General features: G+C 61.8%; 20 protein-coding genes. 6 read left to right on the top strand and 14 right to left on the bottom strand.

The window, feature by feature from the left end; all coding sequences use genetic code 11:
- The first annotated feature begins 70 nt into the window (after window positions 1-70).
- The gene (locus ACTJLC_RS23525; RefSeq protein ID WP_073432177.1) at window positions 71-349 is read left to right on the top strand and encodes a hypothetical protein; all 279 of its coding nucleotides are present in this window, start codon (window positions 71-73) and stop codon (window positions 347-349) included.
- A 225-nt stretch (window positions 350-574) separates the two neighbouring features.
- On the opposite strand, the gene ACTJLC_RS23520 is transcribed toward ACTJLC_RS23525, so the two are convergent.
- Both ACTJLC_RS23520 and ACTJLC_RS23515 read right to left on the bottom strand, forming a co-directional pair.
- Complete coding sequence (locus ACTJLC_RS23520) at window positions 575-787, bottom strand: hypothetical protein (protein WP_006052583.1); 213 nt, start codon at window positions 785-787, stop codon at window positions 575-577.
- 222 nt (window positions 788-1,009) lie between these two features.
- Window positions 1,010-1,762, bottom strand: coding sequence for an IclR family transcriptional regulator domain-containing protein (locus tag ACTJLC_RS23515; protein WP_073432176.1), 753 nt, complete (start codon window positions 1,760-1,762; stop codon window positions 1,010-1,012).
- Between the two features lie 291 nt (window positions 1,763-2,053).
- Here ACTJLC_RS23515 and ACTJLC_RS23510 point away from each other — a divergent pair, with 291 nt between their 5' ends.
- On the top strand, window positions 2,054-3,265 hold the full coding sequence (locus tag ACTJLC_RS23510; RefSeq protein ID WP_310131402.1) for an RtcB family protein: 1,212 nt from the start codon (window positions 2,054-2,056) through the stop codon (window positions 3,263-3,265).
- A gap of 45 nt (window positions 3,266-3,310) precedes the next feature.
- Here the strand turns inward: ACTJLC_RS23510 and ACTJLC_RS23505 are convergent, their stop codons facing one another.
- From ACTJLC_RS23505 to ACTJLC_RS23485, 5 genes are all read right to left on the bottom strand, one after another.
- On the bottom strand, window positions 3,311-3,562 hold the full coding sequence (locus ACTJLC_RS23505) for a hypothetical protein (RefSeq protein WP_073432174.1): 252 nt from the start codon (window positions 3,560-3,562) through the stop codon (window positions 3,311-3,313).
- Entirely contained in the window at window positions 3,559-4,017 is a 459-nt protein-coding gene (locus ACTJLC_RS23500) for a hypothetical protein (RefSeq protein ID WP_440845296.1), read from the bottom strand. Before ACTJLC_RS23500 ends, ACTJLC_RS23505 begins: the two co-directional genes overlap by 4 nt.
- Before the next feature lie 321 nt (window positions 4,018-4,338).
- Entirely contained in the window at window positions 4,339-5,025 is a 687-nt protein-coding gene (locus tag ACTJLC_RS23495) for a DUF2242 domain-containing protein (RefSeq protein ID WP_310131399.1), read from the bottom strand.
- A gap of 164 nt (window positions 5,026-5,189) precedes the next feature.
- Entirely contained in the window at window positions 5,190-5,840 is a 651-nt protein-coding gene (locus ACTJLC_RS23490; protein ID WP_440845294.1) for a lytic transglycosylase domain-containing protein, read from the bottom strand.
- Between the two features lie 127 nt (window positions 5,841-5,967).
- Complete coding sequence (locus ACTJLC_RS23485) at window positions 5,968-6,951, bottom strand: helix-turn-helix transcriptional regulator (RefSeq protein WP_440845292.1); 984 nt, start codon at window positions 6,949-6,951, stop codon at window positions 5,968-5,970.
- A 100-nt stretch (window positions 6,952-7,051) separates the two neighbouring features.
- Between ACTJLC_RS23485 and ACTJLC_RS23480 the strand changes: the two genes are divergently transcribed.
- Window positions 7,052-7,699 (top strand): glutathione S-transferase family protein, encoded by a 648-nt coding sequence (locus ACTJLC_RS23480; RefSeq protein WP_440845290.1) that lies wholly within the window; start codon window positions 7,052-7,054, stop codon window positions 7,697-7,699.
- Between the two features lie 168 nt (window positions 7,700-7,867).
- Entirely contained in the window at window positions 7,868-8,128 is a 261-nt protein-coding gene (locus tag ACTJLC_RS23475; RefSeq protein WP_154875216.1) for a DUF6723 family protein, read from the top strand.
- A gap of 130 nt (window positions 8,129-8,258) precedes the next feature.
- Here ACTJLC_RS23475 and ACTJLC_RS23470 read toward each other — a convergent pair whose 3' ends face one another.
- Entirely contained in the window at window positions 8,259-8,732 is a 474-nt protein-coding gene (locus ACTJLC_RS23470) for a PRC-barrel domain-containing protein (protein ID WP_073432204.1), read from the bottom strand.
- Between the two features lie 473 nt (window positions 8,733-9,205).
- Window positions 9,206-9,655, bottom strand: coding sequence for a hypothetical protein (locus ACTJLC_RS23465; protein ID WP_440845287.1), 450 nt, complete (start codon window positions 9,653-9,655; stop codon window positions 9,206-9,208).
- A 951-nt stretch (window positions 9,656-10,606) separates the two neighbouring features.
- Here ACTJLC_RS23465 and ACTJLC_RS23460 point away from each other — a divergent pair.
- Window positions 10,607-11,551: a hypothetical protein gene (locus tag ACTJLC_RS23460; protein ID WP_440845285.1), complete on the top strand. Its 945-nt coding sequence runs from the start codon at window positions 10,607-10,609 to the stop codon at window positions 11,549-11,551.
- A gap of 20 nt (window positions 11,552-11,571) precedes the next feature.
- Window positions 11,572-12,288, top strand: a complete 717-nt coding sequence (locus ACTJLC_RS23455) for a hypothetical protein (protein WP_440845283.1) — start codon at window positions 11,572-11,574, stop codon at window positions 12,286-12,288.
- Window positions 12,289-13,053: 765 nt separating this feature from the next.
- Here ACTJLC_RS23455 and glmS read toward each other — a convergent pair.
- The 5 genes from glmS to ACTJLC_RS23430 form a co-directional block, all read right to left on the bottom strand.
- Entirely contained in the window at window positions 13,054-14,871 is a 1,818-nt protein-coding gene (gene glmS, locus ACTJLC_RS23450) for a glutamine--fructose-6-phosphate transaminase (isomerizing) (protein ID WP_440845281.1), read from the bottom strand.
- Window positions 14,872-14,931: 60 nt separating this feature from the next.
- Window positions 14,932-16,293, bottom strand: coding sequence for a bifunctional UDP-N-acetylglucosamine diphosphorylase/glucosamine-1-phosphate N-acetyltransferase GlmU (gene glmU / locus ACTJLC_RS23445; RefSeq protein ID WP_440845279.1), 1,362 nt, complete (start codon window positions 16,291-16,293; stop codon window positions 14,932-14,934).
- A 126-nt stretch (window positions 16,294-16,419) separates the two neighbouring features.
- Entirely contained in the window at window positions 16,420-17,448 is a 1,029-nt protein-coding gene (gene ttcA / locus ACTJLC_RS23440) for a tRNA 2-thiocytidine(32) synthetase TtcA (protein WP_310131385.1), read from the bottom strand.
- Window positions 17,449-17,451: 3 nt separating this feature from the next.
- Window positions 17,452-17,847: a dihydroneopterin aldolase gene (locus ACTJLC_RS23435; RefSeq protein ID WP_073432945.1), complete on the bottom strand. Its 396-nt coding sequence runs from the start codon at window positions 17,845-17,847 to the stop codon at window positions 17,452-17,454.
- An 88-nt stretch (window positions 17,848-17,935) separates the two neighbouring features.
- Entirely contained in the window at window positions 17,936-18,754 is an 819-nt protein-coding gene (locus ACTJLC_RS23430) for an SDR family oxidoreductase (protein WP_440845276.1), read from the bottom strand.

The raw sequence follows: 18,754 nt of genomic DNA, 5'->3' as shown, positions 1-18,754 counted from the left end.
GGCGCCGCGCGCTCGACGCCTCGCGCGGTGCGTACAATGCGGGATTACTTATCTGGCAGAGGCCTTCCGTATGGCGATGAAAAAAACCGACCTTGAAAAGAACAAGGCACTCAAGCTGAACAACGCAATGAAGCTGTCGACCGCCGATCGCTTCGGAAAGGCCGCTGCCGCGGAGCCGAAGCTCGATCGTCGCGAGCAGCGCAAGCTCGATCAGGCACAGGGCCTGGTTGCATTCGCGTGCAAGCTGAACGGCGAGTTGGTCGCTGAGCTGAAAGAGCGGGCGGCCACCCATCCCGAAGGCATGACCGGACTGCTGAACGAAGTCATCAAGCGCGGCCTCGCGGGCTGAGCGGTGACAGGCCACGCTTAGCTAGCGTGGGTGCCGGGCTCGCGCTTTTCGAGCCGTGACAAGGCGCCGTCGAATGCGTCGCGCAAGCACCGATCTGCGGAAAACCCGCAAAAAACACCGCTGTCATGCAAAAAGGCCAGAGTACGCGCTCTGGCCTTTTTGCTGGCGATGCCTTAATCCGAACCACCCGGCAACCGCGCTTTGCGCGGCGCGCCGGGCGTCAGCTTAGTTCTGCGTGCCCTTGTCGTTCGTGCCGGCTGCCGACGCTGCGGCCGCAACCGGAGCGCGCTTGCCATGCGACTTCAGCTTCTTCACGTGGTGCTTCTTCGGCGCGCTAGCTGCAGCGGCCGGTGCGGCTGCGTCCGATGCCTGTGCGAAAGCTTGAACGGAAACCAGTGCGATCGATGCTGCTGCGAGCGAGACGATAACTTTTTTCATGTGTTGTTCCCCAAACCTGGACGACTGAGTCGATGTGAATGAATTAGCTGCACGGTGAAGCGGCTGCGGTTAGAACCCCCGCCGCTCCCCGCGGGAGAGTATTACCCAGTTGTAGGCGGTTTGTCATGCGCAATACCCGATATGTATTTTCCGCGAGACAGCTTGCTTTCGGGATGCTTTCACTCATTAAGCCCCTATCTCAAGAAAATTACCTGGCCGCAGTCAAACCAGGTTGCGCAGCAGACTGGCGGTTTCCTGCAAGGTCGGTAGGACACGATGCAGCGCGGCTTTCGCCGACTCGTCGCCGATCGGCATGCTGACGCTAATGGCCGCCACCACCGCACCATGCCGGTCACGCAAAGGCACCGCGACACCACGCACGCCCAACTCCAGTTGCTGATCGGTGACCACGTAGCCATTGCGGCGGATTTCGCCGAGCACTTCGCGCAAGCGCTCGATGGTCGAATAGGTGTGCGGCGTGAACACCTTGATGGGATAGGACGCGAGCCACTGCTCGATGCTCTCGGGCGCCTGAAACGCCAGCAGCACCAGGCCCGCCGACGACAACGGCGCAGGCGCCCGCGAGCCCAGCACGAAGCCGACCGCCATCGCCCGGTTCACGCCGTTGCGCGCGACGTAGACCACATCGTGTTCATCGAGGATCGCGACCAGCGCGGTTTCCTGAACCGTCGCGGTGATGCGCTGAAGAAACGGCTGCACGGTGCGCGGCAAGCGCGCCGAATCCAGGTACGACTGGCCGAGCCGCAACACACGCGGCGCGAGCCAGAACAGCTTGCCGTCGGTGTCGACGTAACGGAGTTCGTGCAAGGTCAGCAGATAGCGGCGCGCCGCCGTGCGCGACAGACCCGCGCGAGCGGCCACGGCGGTCGGCGTCATGCGCGCATGTTCTTCGTCGAATGCTTCGATGATCGCCAACGCCTTCGCGGCGCCGGCGATCCAGTCTTTCTCGTCCATTGCATGTGCCTGGAAGTCGGGCCGGCCCGGTGGTCGGTGGTGTCGGAGGTTGCATGGCCGCTGCGCGATTATCGCGCGAGTCGCTCGATGCGGTGCGCGCGTTTCGATCCGCGTTCGCTTGGACCATGCGGTGACGCGCACGTGAGCGCGAAGCTCCGCGCCCGCTTCATGCTTCGTCTGTAGCGTGGTCAAGCTTCGTGAGGGCGCCGCCAGTCGCCCGAGGGCGCGCAAGCGTCATAGCTGGACGGCCGCGCGGAAAGCGCGGCCGCATCGATTGGAGAGAGAAGCAAAATGGATTACCAACTGATGGAAGTAGCGGACGGCAAGCCGGTGAAAATGTGGACCGAAGGCGTCGCCGTCGACGACTTCGCACGCGACCAACTCGCCCACACCGCGAAACTGCCGTTCATTTTCAGGCACCTGGCCGTCATGCCCGACGTGCACGCAGGCAAAGGCTCCACGATCGGCAGCGTGATTCCGACGCTCGGCGCGATCATTCCGGCTGCGGTCGGCGTGGATATCGGCTGCGGCATGATGGCCGCGCGCACCACGCTCAACGCCGCCGATCTGCCGGACTCGCTCGCGGGTCTGCGCAGCGCGATCGAACGCGCGGTGCCGCACGGCCGTGCGCCGGGCCGGCGCGATCCAGGCGCGTGGGATCGGCCGCCGCAGCCGGTCGACGTTGCATGGAAAGCGCTCGCCGAAGGCTTCAAACGCATCGTCGACAAATATCCGAAACTCGCGCGGACCAACAACTATGTGCATCTGGGTACGCTCGGCACCGGCAATCACTTCGTGGAAGTGTGCGTCGACGAAGCAAACTCGGTGTGGTTCATGCTGCACAGCGGCTCGCGCGGCGTCGGCAACGCGATCGGCAACCTGTTCATCGAACTGGCGCAGGCGGACATGCGGCAGCACATCGCCAACCTGCCGGACCGCAATCTTGCCTACTTCGAGGAAGGCAGCGCGCACTTCGACGATTACGTGCAAGCGGTCGGCTGGGCTCAGGACTATGCGCGGCGCAATCGCGAACTGATGATGGACGCGGTGGTCCGTGCGGCGCGGTCGGTGATCGCCAAGCCGTTTTCGCTCGATGAGCACGCGGTGAACTGCCACCACAACTACGTGCAGAAGGAGCGTCACTTCGGGTCGGAGATTCTGGTCACGCGTAAAGGGGCGGTGTCGGCGCAGAAGGGTCAGCTCGGCATCATTCCGGGTTCGATGGGCGCGAAAAGTTTTATCGTGCGCGGTCTCGGCAACGCCGAAAGCTTCTGCTCGTGCAGCCACGGCGCGGGGCGCTCGATGAGCCGCACGGAAGCCAAGCGGCGCTTTTCCGTCGACGATCAGATCAAGGCGACCGCGCACGTCGAATGCCGCAAGGACGCGGGCGTGATCGACGAAATCCCGATGGCCTACAAGGACATCGACGCAGTGATGGCCGCGCAGCGCAGCCTCGTCGAAGTGGTGCACACGCTGCGGCAGGTGGTGTGTGTGAAGGGATAGCCGTGGAGGGGCCGCCGCCAATCGCTTTCCGAAGAAAGCCGCGAGCTACGCAGCGCGCGGATGCGCGAAAAATCTTGGCGTGTCCGCGGTTGGCGGAAATACACACCAGCAACCGTCGTCGTGACGAAAGAAGAACAACCCGCGCGAGCCGCCTTCAACGGAGGTTTCGACGCGCACATAACGCCGGCCGCCCAGCCGCGTGCGGCTGAATTCGGTGACGTGAACCGGCGCCGAGGGCTCCGGCGCGAGCCATTTCTCAACCAGAAAACGCAGCGATTGTTCGCTCGCGGCTCTCATGATCCACTCCGGGCCGGCTTGTCCTCGCGGACGTCACGCGCGGTTTCGGCGCTTTCGTCGCTTGCCGCGTCGTTGGCCGCATCCGCGTCGCGTTCGGCGGCGGCAAGGGCCATCGTCCGATTGGTGGCAGCCGCGCGCAGCGTACTGCAATGCGCGGCATGCCGGATATCCGAGAGAAGACGAACCAGTTGTCGTGCTGTTCTGCGTTTCATGACACACCCCCGCACTGCACCAAGAACCTCATAAAACACTTTAACTCTATGCCTGAATCGGGCGTCGCTGAAATGGTTTTGACTAAATAGCAACGGTTGCGCTTGCATAAACAGACACGCAATCTTCATACCGACCAGGTCCAATGTGCGCGGCCGCCTCGTCGCCGTCTGTGCGCTCGCGAGCGCTCGACACGTGTAAAAAGCTACGCCGCCGCCTGGAATAAATATGAGGTCGACATGCAAGTTATCCACATTTGCCTATGAATAACTTCGGGACAGCGCCGGGATAGTGTGTGCGCGGAATCTGGATAAAACGGATCGGTGAGCTAGCGCGGACATAGTTATCCCGCTCTTGTAGTTTTTCTACTGGCGCAGTCCGCAGGGTTATGTATTTCGGATGACGTTGATGCGATGGACAATTTGACAGTTGTCCACAGAAGGCTTTCGCCCTTGTTAACTATTACTACATACGTATACACACGAGATAAACAAAAAGGATAAGTCACGTGGGCGTGCGTAGTTTGAAGGCTGCTCGGTCAGCGAAACCCAGTGGACGAAGTCGCCTCAAGGCACCACGCGCGTTCCGCTCGCAGGCTCCACAGAAGCAGCCTTGCCGATTGGATCGGGCATCGCGGCAACCGGCGCGAGAGCCGGCGCTTCGACAGGAACCGGCAACAAACGGCTTTCGATACGGTTGGTCGGCACCGCCTGCGTGCGCACCACGGTTTGCAGATAGTGATCGACGAGGCCGAAAAAGCGGTCGTAAAACTTGCCCGACGGAATCGTCTCGCTTGAAATCTTCACCATCGCGTCGCTGTTCGAGCGGATCGGCAGTGAGAGCGAACCCAGCACACTCAGTCCGACGCTCGCCGACGTATCGCTCTTCTTCAGCGCAAAGCCGTTCTGCACGGCATTCACATAGACGATGCTGGTATCGCTCGCCTCTTCCCCCGGCGTGCAAACCACATGAAATTCGACTACGACGTGGGTATCGCCGCTCGGCTGGAAGTTCTTCGTTCCGTCGACGGTATCGGTGCGCGTCATCGTCGTCAGGTAGCCCTGACTCAACAGGGCGCGGCGCGCGGCTTCGCAGGTATCGGTCGTGTTCGAGTTGAAATTGCGTGCGTACGGACTCGCGCCCGTTTCAAACAATTCCTGCTGGAATTTGGGCTGCGGGGTGCTGCTGCAAGCGGCAAGGATCAGCAAGCCAAGCAGCGAGGCGAAGGTGGCTTTGGAAAACGAGGTCAACATGGTCGATCTGAAGGGGGGGCTGCGAAAACGCAGTGGGAATGCATTGTAGAGCGGGTTGCCGGCCGTGCGTAAAAAGCGCGCAGCGCGCTTCGCGCCTTATTTGGCGTGACGGCCGATTACCGCAGCCCAAGCCACGGCAACGCAAAAAGAGGGCGGAGCGTCGCTCAGTTCGACGCGGCGGACGATCCAGTCGACGGTTTCACCGAGCCGGCAATTCCACTGCTATCGACGGCCGGCACGGTAAAGGCGTTGGCCCAGTTGTCCGGTGCCGCACAACGGTCGGCCGGCCCAGCGTCGCATCTGGCGGCTCGCGCGTCTGCACGCCGGGCGGTGCCCGGTTCAGGCGCGAGCGCGGCAAAGTCCTGAACCCGCAAGCTCACCTTTTGCGCATACGCCTTCGACCCGCCGTAGCTTTTGAGCGCCGCGTCCATGTCGCCGTTGGCGGAGCGCATGTAGCCGTACAGGATTGCCGAGCCCACTTCGATGTTCGTGGTCGGCTCGGTGAGGTCCTTGACGTTCCTCAGCAGCCCCCGATGAGCGCCCGGCACCACTTGCATCAGCCCGGTTGCGCCGTTGGCGCCCCGGGCTTTTTCCTTGAAGCGGGACTCGATGGAAATGATCGCCAGCAAAAGCGCCGGCGGCAAAGAGTATTTGGAAGCGGCGGATTGCACCGCGTCGGAGATCTTTTGCGCCTTCTCCGTTGCGAGACCGAATTTTTGCGTGAGATACGCGGACATGCGATCGGTGTTGTCGTCGGCGACGGCGGTTTGGATCAGACCGAACGAAAGCATGATCAGGCAAAGGAACCGGCTCATAACGGAAGACGGGAGAAAAAGAAAGCGCGCATTATAGCCCTGCCCGAAAAATAGGCACCGAACAGACGAGTTTTATCGTAGGAATAATAGTCGATGATCGCAGCCGCGACCGATGAACCCCACGCCTTTACTTCGCGTAGCGACGGTTCAGCGCTGCCACCGTTTCGCACATTTGCGCGCGCAATTCGGGCGGCGCCAGTACCTCGGCTTCGGCGCCGAAGCGCAGCAATTCCGCGCACGCCTGCCTCACCGAGCCGACCGGCAGCGTCACGGTGCGCCAGCCGTCGGTGGGATCGGGCTCGCCGATTGTCGCGGCCGAGCGCGCGAACGGCGAAGTGAAGGCTTCCAGCATCCGCATGCCCCACGGAGACAGCCGCAGCGTTGCTTCGCTCGCATGCATCTCCGCGGAGAGCCGCTGCGTGCTGTCCCGCCAGTACTCGGCGAGTTCGAACGCGGGCGGCCGCTCGAAGGTTTCGTCGATCAGGGTCAATTCGAGAATGCGCGAAATGCGATAGATGCGAATATCCGCGTCCACGCGCCCGACCACGTACCACGCCCCGCCTTTCAGCACGACGCCGAGCGGTTCTATCCGCCGGACTTTTTCGGCTTTCCAGCTCTGATAGCGAATCCGCAGCGGATGCTGCTCCCACACCGCGCGCGCGATCAGCGGCAGATGCGCGGGCTGATCGGCGTCGGCGAACCACGCCGGCGCGTCGAGATGAAAACGCGAGCGCATGCGCTCGGCGGTGGAGCGCAATTCGACGGGCAGCGCCGCGAGCAGCTTGGTTTGCGCGCCGGCCATCACCGCGCCGAGCCCGAGCGCCTGCACCGGGCCGGGCAAGCCGGAAAGAAACAGCGCCTCCGCTTCCTGCGGCGACAAGCCGTTGAGCCGCGTCCTGTAGCCGTCCAGTAGCCGGTAGCCGCCTTCCGCGCCACGCTCGCTATGCACGGGGACGCCGGCGGCGCTGAGGGCGTCGATGTCGCGATAGATGGTGCGCAACGACACAGCGCATTCGTCGGCGAGCGACTGGGCGGTGACCCGGCCACGCGCCTGCAATGTCATCAAAATGGAAAGAAGGCGGCTGGCTCTCATGTCGGCAAGTGTAGCCATACCTGACACTCGCTGACAGGTATGGACGCTTACGATAGGTGCGCCCGGCGAAGCCTGCTTGCCGGTTTTCCAACGCGCACTCATTCGGAAGGCTCACACCATGACCCCAGACCGCACGATCACGCTGTTCCATTCGCCGCAATGCCGCTCCGTCAGCGCGCTGACGCTGCTCGAGGAACTCGGCGCGCCGTATCAATTGAACGTGTTGAACATGAAGGCCGGCGAGCAGCGCAAGGCGCCTTTTCTCGCGATCAATCCGCTCGGCAAGGTGCCGGCGATTCTCCACGGCGATGCGTTGGTGACCGAGCAGGTCGCCATCTTCATCTATCTGGCTGATCTCTTTCCCGAAGCGGGCCTCGCGCCCGCGCTCGACGATCCGTCACGCGGACCGTATCTGCGATGGCTCGTGTATTACGCGGCGTGCTACGAACCGGCGCTGGTCGACAAAGCGATGAAGCGCGACCCCGCGCCGCCCTCCACGTCGCCTTATGGCGACTTCGATTCGATGCTCGGGACCGTGACGAGCCGGTTGCAAACGTCGCGCTACCTGCTCGGAGACGCGATGTCGGCGGCGGATATCCTGTGGGGCATCGCGTTGCATTGGGGGATGATGTTCAAGCTCGTCCCTGAAACGCCGGTACTGGTCGAGTACGCCGGTCGCATTTGCTCACGGCCGAGCTTCGTGAGGGTGAGCGAGCGGGATGCGGCGCTGGCGGCCGAGCATGAGGCGGCGGTCAAGCGTGACTGAGGCGCGGGCCGACCGGTTTGAATTCGCTCCATGCCACACGGTCAGTCGGCTGTCGCCGGGATTTGAGACAATGGTGCCCGTCGGCGAAGGTATTCCCGCGATAACCGGGTGTAGCCTTGGCCGTTCGCACACGTGCCGCCCTTTTGACGAACCAGAGCCGTTTCAGTGATGAGCAAGATGGCATTCATTCCCAGCGTCCCCGCAGCGTCGGAAGACGATTTCGAAGTATTGGCGACGTCGAAACTGGCCGGCTACCGGCGTTTCTTCGGCGTATTGAAAGTGGTTCGAACCACCGATGGCCGCGTGCTGTTTCCATTCGACGGGGCACCGGAACTCGGGCCGTATGCAACCAAGCTGGAGGCGGTCGCGGCGGCGCAGGTGTATGGCGAACACATCGTGATCAGCGATCTGGCGCGCCCCGAACTGTAGACCGGAAATTTGCTTCAGTTGCCGCGTACATATGCAATCCCTCTATGCCGCCGCGGTTCAACGCGGTGGCATAGAGGCCGGGCGACAAACTGACAGTCAGCCCAAAACAGCTTTACACCTCAGTGTTTTTTCAGTGCTCGCTAGGCCTGATAGCCGGGTCGCTCTCCACCACTTCATGGGTGGCTGACCAGTACGGCTCGCGGTTGTAGTAGCTGTGGGTCGACATGCCCCACTTCGCATCCGCCATGGCAGGCCAGTGATCCTTGTCGAAGCCTGGATCGTCCTTGAGCCGCTGCGCCGCTATGTCGACGTAGAAGCACTTCTGATCCGTATCCAGAGTCAGCGCGTTCCACGGGATCGCGTGCAGGGTCGAACCCATGCCGAGGAAACCTCCCTCCGACAGCACAGCGTAGGCGATACGTCCGCTGCGAACGTCAAGCATGATGTCTGAAATTTTTCCCACGTCTTCGCCATCCGAAGACATCACCTTGTTGCCGTCGAGCGTCGACGCGGCCATGATGTCCGGCCCCGGCCCTTCGCCTATTCCGCCACCGACAATGTCAGCTCCGCCTCGAGTGGCGCTTCGCGGATTGATAGAGCCCATCATTCACCTCCTTGAAAAATGGTGCTCTTTTGTGCCGCAAGCAGCGTGCCCGCGATGGCGAGCATGCGGCGCGTCCGGACGCCCGGTTGGCCGGGGCGAGTCGTGGTGTTCGCAGCAAATGAAAGTGTTCCGTGAAACACCCCCGCTCGAACCAACGCCTTATTCCACATGGCTTAGCGCTTGGCAGACGGCTTCCAAAAGTAACTAGTGACCCCACGCTGGGCCGATATTCGCATCGCAGCCCCTGCATCAAATGAAAGCGTTCCGAGCGCCGTGTACATCGAGCTCTGCCGGAAATAGACCCCGCCGCTAGGCGTTGTCCATGCCGGAGCACCCAATTTTTTGCGTCACTTGCAGATTCGTATCGACCAAGATGCCTCCCACTCGGTGCTCGTTGCTCCTCAACTGCCGAACTCAGGCTGCCACTCTATCGGCAGTCTAATATGCTAAAGGGCTCGCAGCATGCTGTTCGGTCAACCGCCCGAATACCCCGAATGCAGCGTCCACTGTGGCACCTCCTTCCGAGCCCACTCGATGACTTTTTTCCGCCACGCTTCTACGGTTTTGACGTCATCCAAAACGAAGAATGACTCGGGCATTTCGAAATTTCGACGCACTATTCCATTTGTGACCAGAAGGAATCCAAGCCCACGTCCCACATTTGCATCACGCAACGACTCAAAGCGTGCAAATTGTGTGAGGACGGTCGAGTCGGCAAGCGTGGGCGAGGACGTGTATTTGAATTCGAAAATGTAAACTCTGCCGTCGGACAGTTGGGGTTCGAAAATATAGTCGAGCTCCCAGATTGACGCATCACTGCCGATTCGTTTATTGCGACTCGTGACCGCGTTTCGTCCTAAGGTCTTTTCTGCTGCGTCGACGAGGACGTTCTCGAACTGGAGCGGATTAGAGAAGAGTTGCATGATTAGTCGGCAAATTGGGCGACGCCCCAGGAATAGGGGGATGTCGCAAACACATGTTGAAGCCAAAGGATTAGGAGGGTCGCTGAAGCTATTGCGACCGCACCAGCAGCGTAGAACGCAAGCGTTGTTGTCAATTCCGACTTCAACAGCGCGGCCTTAACCATCGCCAAAGTAACTGGAGCCGCTACGCCTAGTCCACCTGATTCACGCGCCTCCTGCAGCGGGCCGCTTCCAAATGAAGGTGTGCGCACGAAGAACGCAAATGTCAAATGAGATAGTCTTGCCGTCGGGCACGGAGTACGTCGCCACCGCAGACGTCCCGGAACTCATCGCGCTAGCGCTTCACCCCGAATCAAACGGGCAACCACTTACCGTTTCGTATTTCACGAAGACCGCGCGTCCCAGTGCCGTCGGCGAAGCGGCGAAATGGAATGGCTGGCCGATTGATGACGACGACCTAAAGGTACTGACGCAGTTATGGGCGGACTTGCCGACGCTGTCCGACCACGCTACCGCTGACGAAGTCAGGCCATATATCGAAAAGGCCAACAGTTCCGAACTGGACTGGACTCTGGACGTTTGCTGGAACAATCCGTCGCTAACTTCGGACATGAATCGCCTTGAGGCCGAGAAGGAACACCGACAAGCTATCGTTGCCGCAATTCGTCGTGGCGACTTGAAAGTGGTTGCGCCACATACGCGTCTTGCGGCGGACGAATATCGGACTAACTCAGAAGTCTCAGTCGAAGAGCTACAGCGATATGTTGCGCAGTTCAAGATAGTGGTTCGGCTTGAGTCCCCCGCGGAAGTTATGCCAGTCACCACAGCGGAGTTGATAGCAGAGCAGGCAACACTTTGGGAGCGCCGTGAGCCCGCGCATTTGTTCGGGGAAGGATTCAGTCAAGAAATGAGAAACCTGACTACTCTGAGCCGGTATCTGGAGTTCGACACTTGGACGCCGGAGGCTGCAACCATGCTCGTTGTGGCCTGCAAGCCCCCATTGTTGATGGCCAGTTATGCACTCGCATTCCCGAAAAGGGAGCGTTTGGACTCGACAACTGCTTCATCATGGGCAGCCAGGACCCATTTCACGAGGCAAAGCGCGTGCTGGGCATCTGGCGCAGCCAGGAGAATCCACCGGCCAAGGTTCGTCCGCTTGATTTCATCAAGTGGTGTCAGGCGAGAGGCTTCGATACGTCCCGGCTGCGAAGCATCGAGGAGCCCGCATTCAACACGGACAGAGAGAACATGAAAACCGCGCTCGGTTCGGGTGTGGTGGTGATTGCGCTTGCTCCACTGCTTTCCGCTGAGTGGCTGGCCGCCCATATTGCCTTTTCATTGGTCACGATACCGGATGACGAGCGACTGACTACGATTTTCAAAGAGACGGTGGTGAAGCAGGAGCCTGGGCTAACTCAATCGAAGCAGGAGCCGCTGACCAGTGCCGACTGGCAGCTCGTGCGCTCGATTTGCGGTAATCCACCAGCGCGGTGTTCCCGTGCTCAATTTGATGAGTGGCGCAGGAGATTTGACACAACGGAGAACCGTCCGGCGTGGTCGCTGGTAGCCGAGTTCCGCGAGAGCGACGAAATGATGAACGCGCAGGCGCGATGGTGCGACGTATCAGCAGCGCACAAACAGCAAATTGCACGGTGGGTCAGTGCTGGTGACCTGTCGCTTGTGACTACTGAAGGCGTAGAAACGGTCGACACGACGAAGGGGTTTGTTCGTCGGGACGATGTAAAGAGGTATCTGGAGTACTACAACCTGCCGTGGCGCCACGCCAAGGCAAAAGCGGAAGATGCTGACAGAAGCGTCAGCGCCAACGGTCAGCCGAAAATTCTTGAGCATCGTCTTACCCCCGACGCGCGTGAACTGTCGACTATTTTGGCTTAACGCGTGAACGGTGGGACCGAATGAGCGGCACGCAGCGAGAGAGCGCATTGCAAGCGATTACCGACACGAAGGCACATTCCGAGCAGGTTGCTCGCCAAGCACTCGAAAGGCGTGCCTTGGCCCGCTACACCTTGGACGAGGCGGCGAATGAGATTGCCGCGAACGGCGAGCGATTTGAAGCGCTGCTGGAGAAATTGTGTGGTGCCGCACAGCGTGGTGACCTTCCAATGCATGCCCCGAACGAGCTGGCGCGGTATCTGTACGAGAACGGCCGGGTCGTTCGACCGTTTTACGAGGAAGCTTACTGGAACGACCTGAACGCGTGGTTAGAAAAGAACGAACCTCGCATCACGTTCCGATTCGCGAGGCCCAATACGTCGGTTAATAGCGCGACGCAAGAACCCTTCATGGCCATTCGGTCACTAGACGGACTGCCAGCACGCGAGAAAGACCAAGCAACCCACTCGGGACCCGGGTCCCTCACAAAGCACGCCATAGGGACACGCAGTAATCCCCTCAAGGCAGTTATTGAAAAGGCCAGGAACTCAGCCGCAGACTCGAGCGACATTCACTCGGTGTGGGCCGCCTTTGTGAAACTGGCACAGGACGCCAACCGTCCGGCCCCGTTGCTTGGCTATGCAGATGCTGAGGGCGTCAAGTGGGACGCTGACGGAACTGTGAAATTCTTCACGAAGAGGAACCTGGCAGACCGTATGCGGCGCGCTAACGCTCGCTAAGGCGCGCAAAGCCTCGCTGCAGTGCGGGTCTATCGGAGAAAGCGAAGATATGCAAAAAAATCCGCATCACCTCAATTCAACGCCGGTAGGCGGGAAGGTGATACGAGATGCGCAAGCAGCAACCAGCAAGAACGGCACAGGGAGAGCGGCAGGTACGTCGGTATACGTTCCGTGTCATGGAAGTCGCCGCGCTCATCGATGCGTGTGGCCACTTCGTGGCGCAACTTGACGCGCACCAGTTCGGTGCCGCAATCATCCTCTGCATCGTGGCTCTAGCGGCCGCCGGCGCTGTGGTCGTTGCCTTAGCCTTGACGCTGCGTGCCGCGCTGGCTACGTGCGGGCGCGTGTCGCCAGGAAACAGGCGCAGTCGGCGTTGACGACAGCCATCAGGCTGTTGCCACGGTAACGCGCCACCTGATTTGCCGGAAAGAGCCGAATCCTCAGGGCTCTGGGAGGGACGTGGAGGTTCCAGTCTACTGCTTCGCCTCCCGGTTTTTTCTGGCAAATCTGCTGCAGGAGCTGAAGCACGCCTATATCGGGAAGAAGAAGCGTTCCGTGGAGGCTCACCCCCTGCGATTGCTCTCAAAACCGGGGGTCGCGGGCCTAGATTTTTTGCCGAATACACAAAGCACAGTAGAAGCGTTCCGCGCCCCGACCAGCAACGGTTTAAGGGAATTTTGCCCCCCTCCACGGAACGCATTTACGAGAGGCCACGGAACGCTTTCATTTGGTGCGAACACGTGGCCTCCGCCACGACCGCCCGCTTCACTCAACCGTAACCGACTTCGCCAGGTTCCGCGGCTTATCCACGTCCGTGCCCCGCGCGCACGCCGTGTGATACGCCAGCAACTGCAGCGGCACCACGTGCAGAATCGGCGACAGCAGGCCATAGTGCTCCGGCATGCGGATCACGTGCAGCCCCTCATCGTTGACGATCTTCGTATCGGCATCGGCGAATACATAAAGCTGACCGCCGCGCGCGCGCACTTCCTGAATATTCGACTTCAGTTTTTCCAGCAGCGCGTCGTTCGGCGCGACCGTCACCACCGGCATTGCTTCAGTGACGAGCGCGAGCGGCCCGTGCTTCAACTCGCCAGCCGGATAAGCCTCGGCGTGAATATAGGAAATCTCCTTGAGCTTCAGCGCACCTTCGAGCGCGATCGGATAGTGCAAGCCGCGCCCGAGGAACAACGCATGCTCCTTGCGCGAAAACTCTTCCGACCACGCGATGATCTGCGGCTCGAGCGCCAGCACGCTATTCAACGCCGCCGGCAAGTGGCGCAACTGCTTCAGGTATTCCGCTTCCTGCTCCCGGCTCACCTGCCCGCGCAGCTTCGCGAGCGTCACGGCCAGCACGAACAGCGCGACCAGTTGCGTCGTGAATGCCTTCGTCGACGCCACACCGATTTCGCGCCCCGCGTGCGTCAGGAACGACAACGCGGTTTGCCGCACCATCGCGCTCGTGCCGACATTGCAGACGGCCAGCGTGTGCTTATGTCCCAGCGACTGCGCGTGCTTGAGCGCCGCCAGCGTATCCGCCGTTTCGCCCGACTGCGAGATCACCACCACCAGCGACTTCGGATTCGGCACCGACTCGCGGTAGCGATACTCGCTGGCAATTTCCACCTGTGTCGGGATCTTTGCGACCGATTCCAGCCAGTACTTCGCCGTCAGCCCCGAGTAATAACTCGTGCCGCACGCGAGGATCAGCAGGCTGTCGATCTCCGCGAACACCTTGTCGGCGCCCTCGCCGAACAGCGCCGTATCGAATGAATCCGTCTGCGGAATCGTGTCGGTGATCGCTCGCGGCTGCTCGAAAATTTCCTTCTGCATGAAGTGACGATACGGGCCGAGTTCGACCGCGCCGCCATATGCCGCCACCTGACGCACCTCGCGCTGCGCTTCATGGCCGTCGCGATCGGCGATACGCACGCCGTCGAGCGACAGTTCGCAAACGTCGCCTTCCTCGAGGAAGATGAAGCGTTCAGTGCTGCCGGCAAGCGCCAGCGCGTCGGACGCCAGAAAGTTTTCGCCGTTGCCGAGGCCCACCACCAGCGGCGAGCCTTGCCGCGCGCCGACCACCGTATGCGGCTGGTCCTTATGCAGCACCGCGATCGCATACGCGCCGTGCAATTGCGTGACGGCTTCGCGCACCGCGGCAAACAGGTCGCCGCGATACAGGCTATGAACCAGATGCGCGATAACCTCTGTGTCGGTCTGCGAGACGAACGTGTAACCCTTGCCGCGCAACGTTTCGCGCAGCGACTCGTAGTTCTCGATGATGCCGTTGTGTACCAACGCGAGCGCGTCTTTCGAGAAGATCGGATGCGCGTTGTCCGTGACCGGCGCGCCGTGCGTGGCCCAGCGCGTATGCGCGATACCCGTGATGCCTTCGAGACGGGTTTCGCGCACCTGGTCGTCGAGATCGGCCACGCGCGCGACGCTGCGCGCGCGGCGCGGCCCCTCGCCGCCGAGCACGGCGACGCCGCAGGAATCGTAGCCGCGATATTCGAGGCGACGCAGTCCTTCGATCAGGACCGAAACGATGTTACGTTGCGCAACCGCGCCGACAATGCCACACATGGCTTATTCCTTTTCAGTGCCGTGTTTCAGGGAGCGCGCCTCGCGCGCGCGTCGTGCCCATCAGCTCTTCTTTTTGGTCGGGCGTACGTAGCCCGTCTTGCTCGTTTGCGTCTTGTCGTTCAGCACCAGCGTGTCTGCCTCGACATCTTTCCAGACCGTGGTGCCCGCCGCGATCGTGACGCCGCGCTTGATGCGCACCGGGGCGACCAGTTGCGTGTCGGAACCGACGAACACGTCGTCTTCAATGATGGTGCGGAATTTGTTCGCGCCGTCGTAGTTGCACGTGATGGTGCCCGCGCCGATATTCACGCGCGCGCCGATGTCCGCGTCGCCGATATAGGTGAGGTGATTCGCCTTCGAGCCGTGACCAAGCACCGCGTTCTTCACCTCGACGAAATTGCCGACGTGCGACTCGTCGTGCAACGATGCGCCCGGACGCAGGCGAGCATACGGTCCCAGTACGACGTTCGCGCCGACTTCGGCGCCTTCGATATGCGTGAACGCATCGACGCGCGTACCCGCGCCGATGTTCGCATTGCGGATCACGCAGTTGGGCCCGATGGTGACGTTGTCGGCCAGCGTCACGCGGCCTTCGAACACGCAGTTCACGTCGATCGAAACGTCGCGGCCGCATTCGAGCGTGCCGCGCACGTCGAGGCGCGCCGGATCGGCGAGCGTCACGCCCGCAACCAGCAACGCATCGGCCACGTTGTGCTGATGAATCCGTTCGAGTTCGGCAAGCTGCTGCTTGCTGTTCACGCCGAGCGTTTCCCACTCCTGGTCCGGCTGCGTGGTGACGATTTCGAGTCCGGCTTCGATCGCCATCTCGACCGCGTCGGTGAGATAGAACTCGCCTTGCGCATTGTCGTTCTTCAACGCCGCGAGCCAATCACCGAGCCGCTCGGTGGGTGCGACGATGATGCCGGTGTTGATCTCGGCGATCTTCAGTTGTTCGGGCGTGGCGTCTTTCTGCTCGACGATGCGCGACACCCTGCCGTGCTGATCGCGCACGATGCGGCCGTAGCCGCTGGGGTCTTCGAGCGTGACAGTGAGCACGCCATAGCCGCCCTGCCCCGCGCGGTCGGTGAGCGCCTGCAAGGTGCTGGCGCGTGTGAGCGGCACGTCGCCGTATAGCACCAGCGTGGGCGCGGACGCATCGAGCAGCGGCAACGCCTGCTGCACCGCGTGTCCTGTGCCGAGTTGCTGCTCCTGTACGGCGAACTGGACGTCCGGCGCCGCGACCGCTTGGCGCACGGCTTCGGCGCCGTGGCCGATCACCACGACGAGACGCGTGGGCTTCAACGCGCGGGCGGTGTCGATGACATGAGCGAGGAGCGGCCGGCCGGCCAGGGGATGGAGCACCTTGGGAAGCGCGGACCGCATGCGCTTGCCGGTGCCTGCCGCCAAAATCACGATGTTCATGGCGTCGGCGAATAGACGAGTTTGGAGCCGACGATTCTATCACGCAGCCCTTGACGACAAAGGCCGCCAACGCGGCCTTACGACATGCTCGACTGCGCGCAAACGCCCGGCGCGCGGGCGTTTCCGTTAAAGATCGTCAAACTGGACGATCGAGATCGATTTCGATGCGCCGAGTGCCGGGCCCTCGCCGGTATCGGTCGAGCACGGCTCTTCGTCGAAAGCGATGTCGCCTTGCGGATCGGCCTCGCCGGTTGCGCGCAGCCCGGCGAACGGGAACAGCTTGTGATCCATCAGATGCGACGGCACGATGTTCGACAACGCGTTGAACATGTTCTCGATGCGGCCTGGAAAGCGCTTTTCCCAATCGCGGATCAGCGCCTTCATTTCCGCGCGCTTCAGGTTCGGCTGGCTGCCGCACAGATTGCACGGAATGATCGGGAATTCGCGTAGCTCCGCGTACTTCTCCAGATCGGTTTCCTTCACGTAGGCCAGCGGCCGGATCACGATGTTCTTGCCGTCGTCCGATTGCAGCTTGGGCGGCATGCCTTTCAGCTTGCCGCCGTAGAACATGTTCAGCAGCAGCGTTTGCAGGATGTCGTCACGATGATGGCCGAGCGCGATCTTGGTCGCGCCGAGTTCGCCCGCGACGCGGTACAGAATGCCGCGGCGCAAGCGCGAACACAGCGAGCAGGTGGTTTTGCCCTCCGGCACCAGCCGCTTGACGATGCTGTACGTGTCCTGGTTCTCGATGTGAAACGGAATGTCGAGCTGCTTCAGGTATTCGGGCAGCACGTGCTCCGGAAAGCCCGGCTGCTTCTGGTCGAGGTTCACCGCGACGATGTCGAAGTTGATCGGCGCGCGCTCGCGCAGCCGCATCAGGATCTCCAGCATCGCGTAGCTATCCTTGCCGCCGGACAGGCAGACCATCACCTTGTCGCCGTCCTCGATCATGTTGAAGTCGCCGATCGCCTCGCCGACCTGGCGCGCGAGACGCTTGAACAGCTTGTTGTTCTCGTACGCTTCTTTCTGCTCGCGGCGCGTGAGCGGCGACTTGGGCTTAGCGGCCTTTGCGCCGAGCGCGGCGGCTTGCGTGGACTCGGTGGCCTCGGCAACTTCGGCTGGCGCGGCGCCGTTCAGGATTTCCGGAGCATTCATGGCTCAATCCTCTTTGATGCGAAAGACTTCGACACCCACCGCGTCGCAGTCGGGATAAACGTCGGGCTTTTCGGTCGACACGCACGCCGCGCGCACCTGCGGATGCTCGAGCATGGTCTTGACGAGATCGTCGCAGAGCGTTTCCTGCAGATGGATATGACCTTGCTCGACGCGCCGCGCGATGGTGGAGCGCATGAAATCGTAGTCGACGACTTCGTGCAGCTTGTCCTGCACCGGCGTGGACAGCGCGAGCGGTACGAACAGTTCGACGTTGATCACGACGCGCTGTTCGCCGCGCTTTTCGAAGTCGTGCACGCCGATGTTGATGTGCACTTCGTAATTGCGCAGAAAGAGCCGGCGGCAATCGGCGAGCCGGGGATGCGAAAGAGCGGCAAACATGTTCGTTCCAGTCGAAAAAAGCGTGCGGAGCACGCAAGGGGGCGCTTCACGGCGCGGCGGCCGCCACGATCGAGGCGGGCCGCGCGCTTCAGGCGCCCGTCAAAAACATTACGTCGCGCGGCAGCGGCACGAGATGCTGCCCGCCGTCGACCACCAGCGTCGTTCCGGTGACGCCCGCTGCGTCCGCGAGATACAACGCGGCGGCGACGATATCCTCCGGCCGCGACGCACGGCCCAAGGGCGTGACCCGGTGGGCGGCTTCAAAACCCTCCGGCGTTTGATCGGCGGCTTGCATCGTGAGGCCGGGCGCGAGCCCGACCACCCGCACTTTCGGCGCCAACGCCTGCGCCAGGGCCACCGTGGCTGTCTGCAACGCCGCCTTCGAGAGCGTGTACGACAGGTAATCCGGATTCATGTTGTACAGCTTCTGATCCAGCACGTTGATCACCACGCCGCGCTGGCTTTCGTCGGTGCGCGCAGCCTCCGGCGTCGCCTCGAACAGCATGCGCGCGAGCACCAGCGGCGCGCCGAGATTCATTGCGGTGAGCCTGAGCAGCAGTTCGTAACCGACGTTCTGCGCCGTGTCTTCCTCGAAGCGCGACGCGTTGTTGATAATGCATGCCGGCCGGCCCAGCGCGGCGATACAGTCTGGCAACAGCCGCTCGACCTGCGCTTCGTCGCCCAATTCCGCATGCAAGGCGACCGCCCGACGGCCCGTCGCCACGATTTCCGCGACCAGTTCCCGCGCGTCCTTTTGCGAGGCGCCGTAGTGGACCGCCACGTCCCAGCCACGCGCTGCGAAGCCGAGCGCGAGCGCCCGGCCGATGCGGCGGGCCGCGCCGGTAATCAGCACGACGCGCGGCGTTTCAGACGCGCGGGGGGCGGCGGTATCCAGAGGGGCGGTCAT

It is taken from the genome of Paraburkholderia sp. 22099 (genome assembly GCF_052045835.1).
Taxonomy (GTDB): Bacteria; Pseudomonadota; Gammaproteobacteria; order Burkholderiales; family Burkholderiaceae; genus Paraburkholderia; species Paraburkholderia terricola.
Note: the sequence above shows the minus strand (reverse complement) of the source record. Positions and strands in the feature narration are given on the sequence as shown.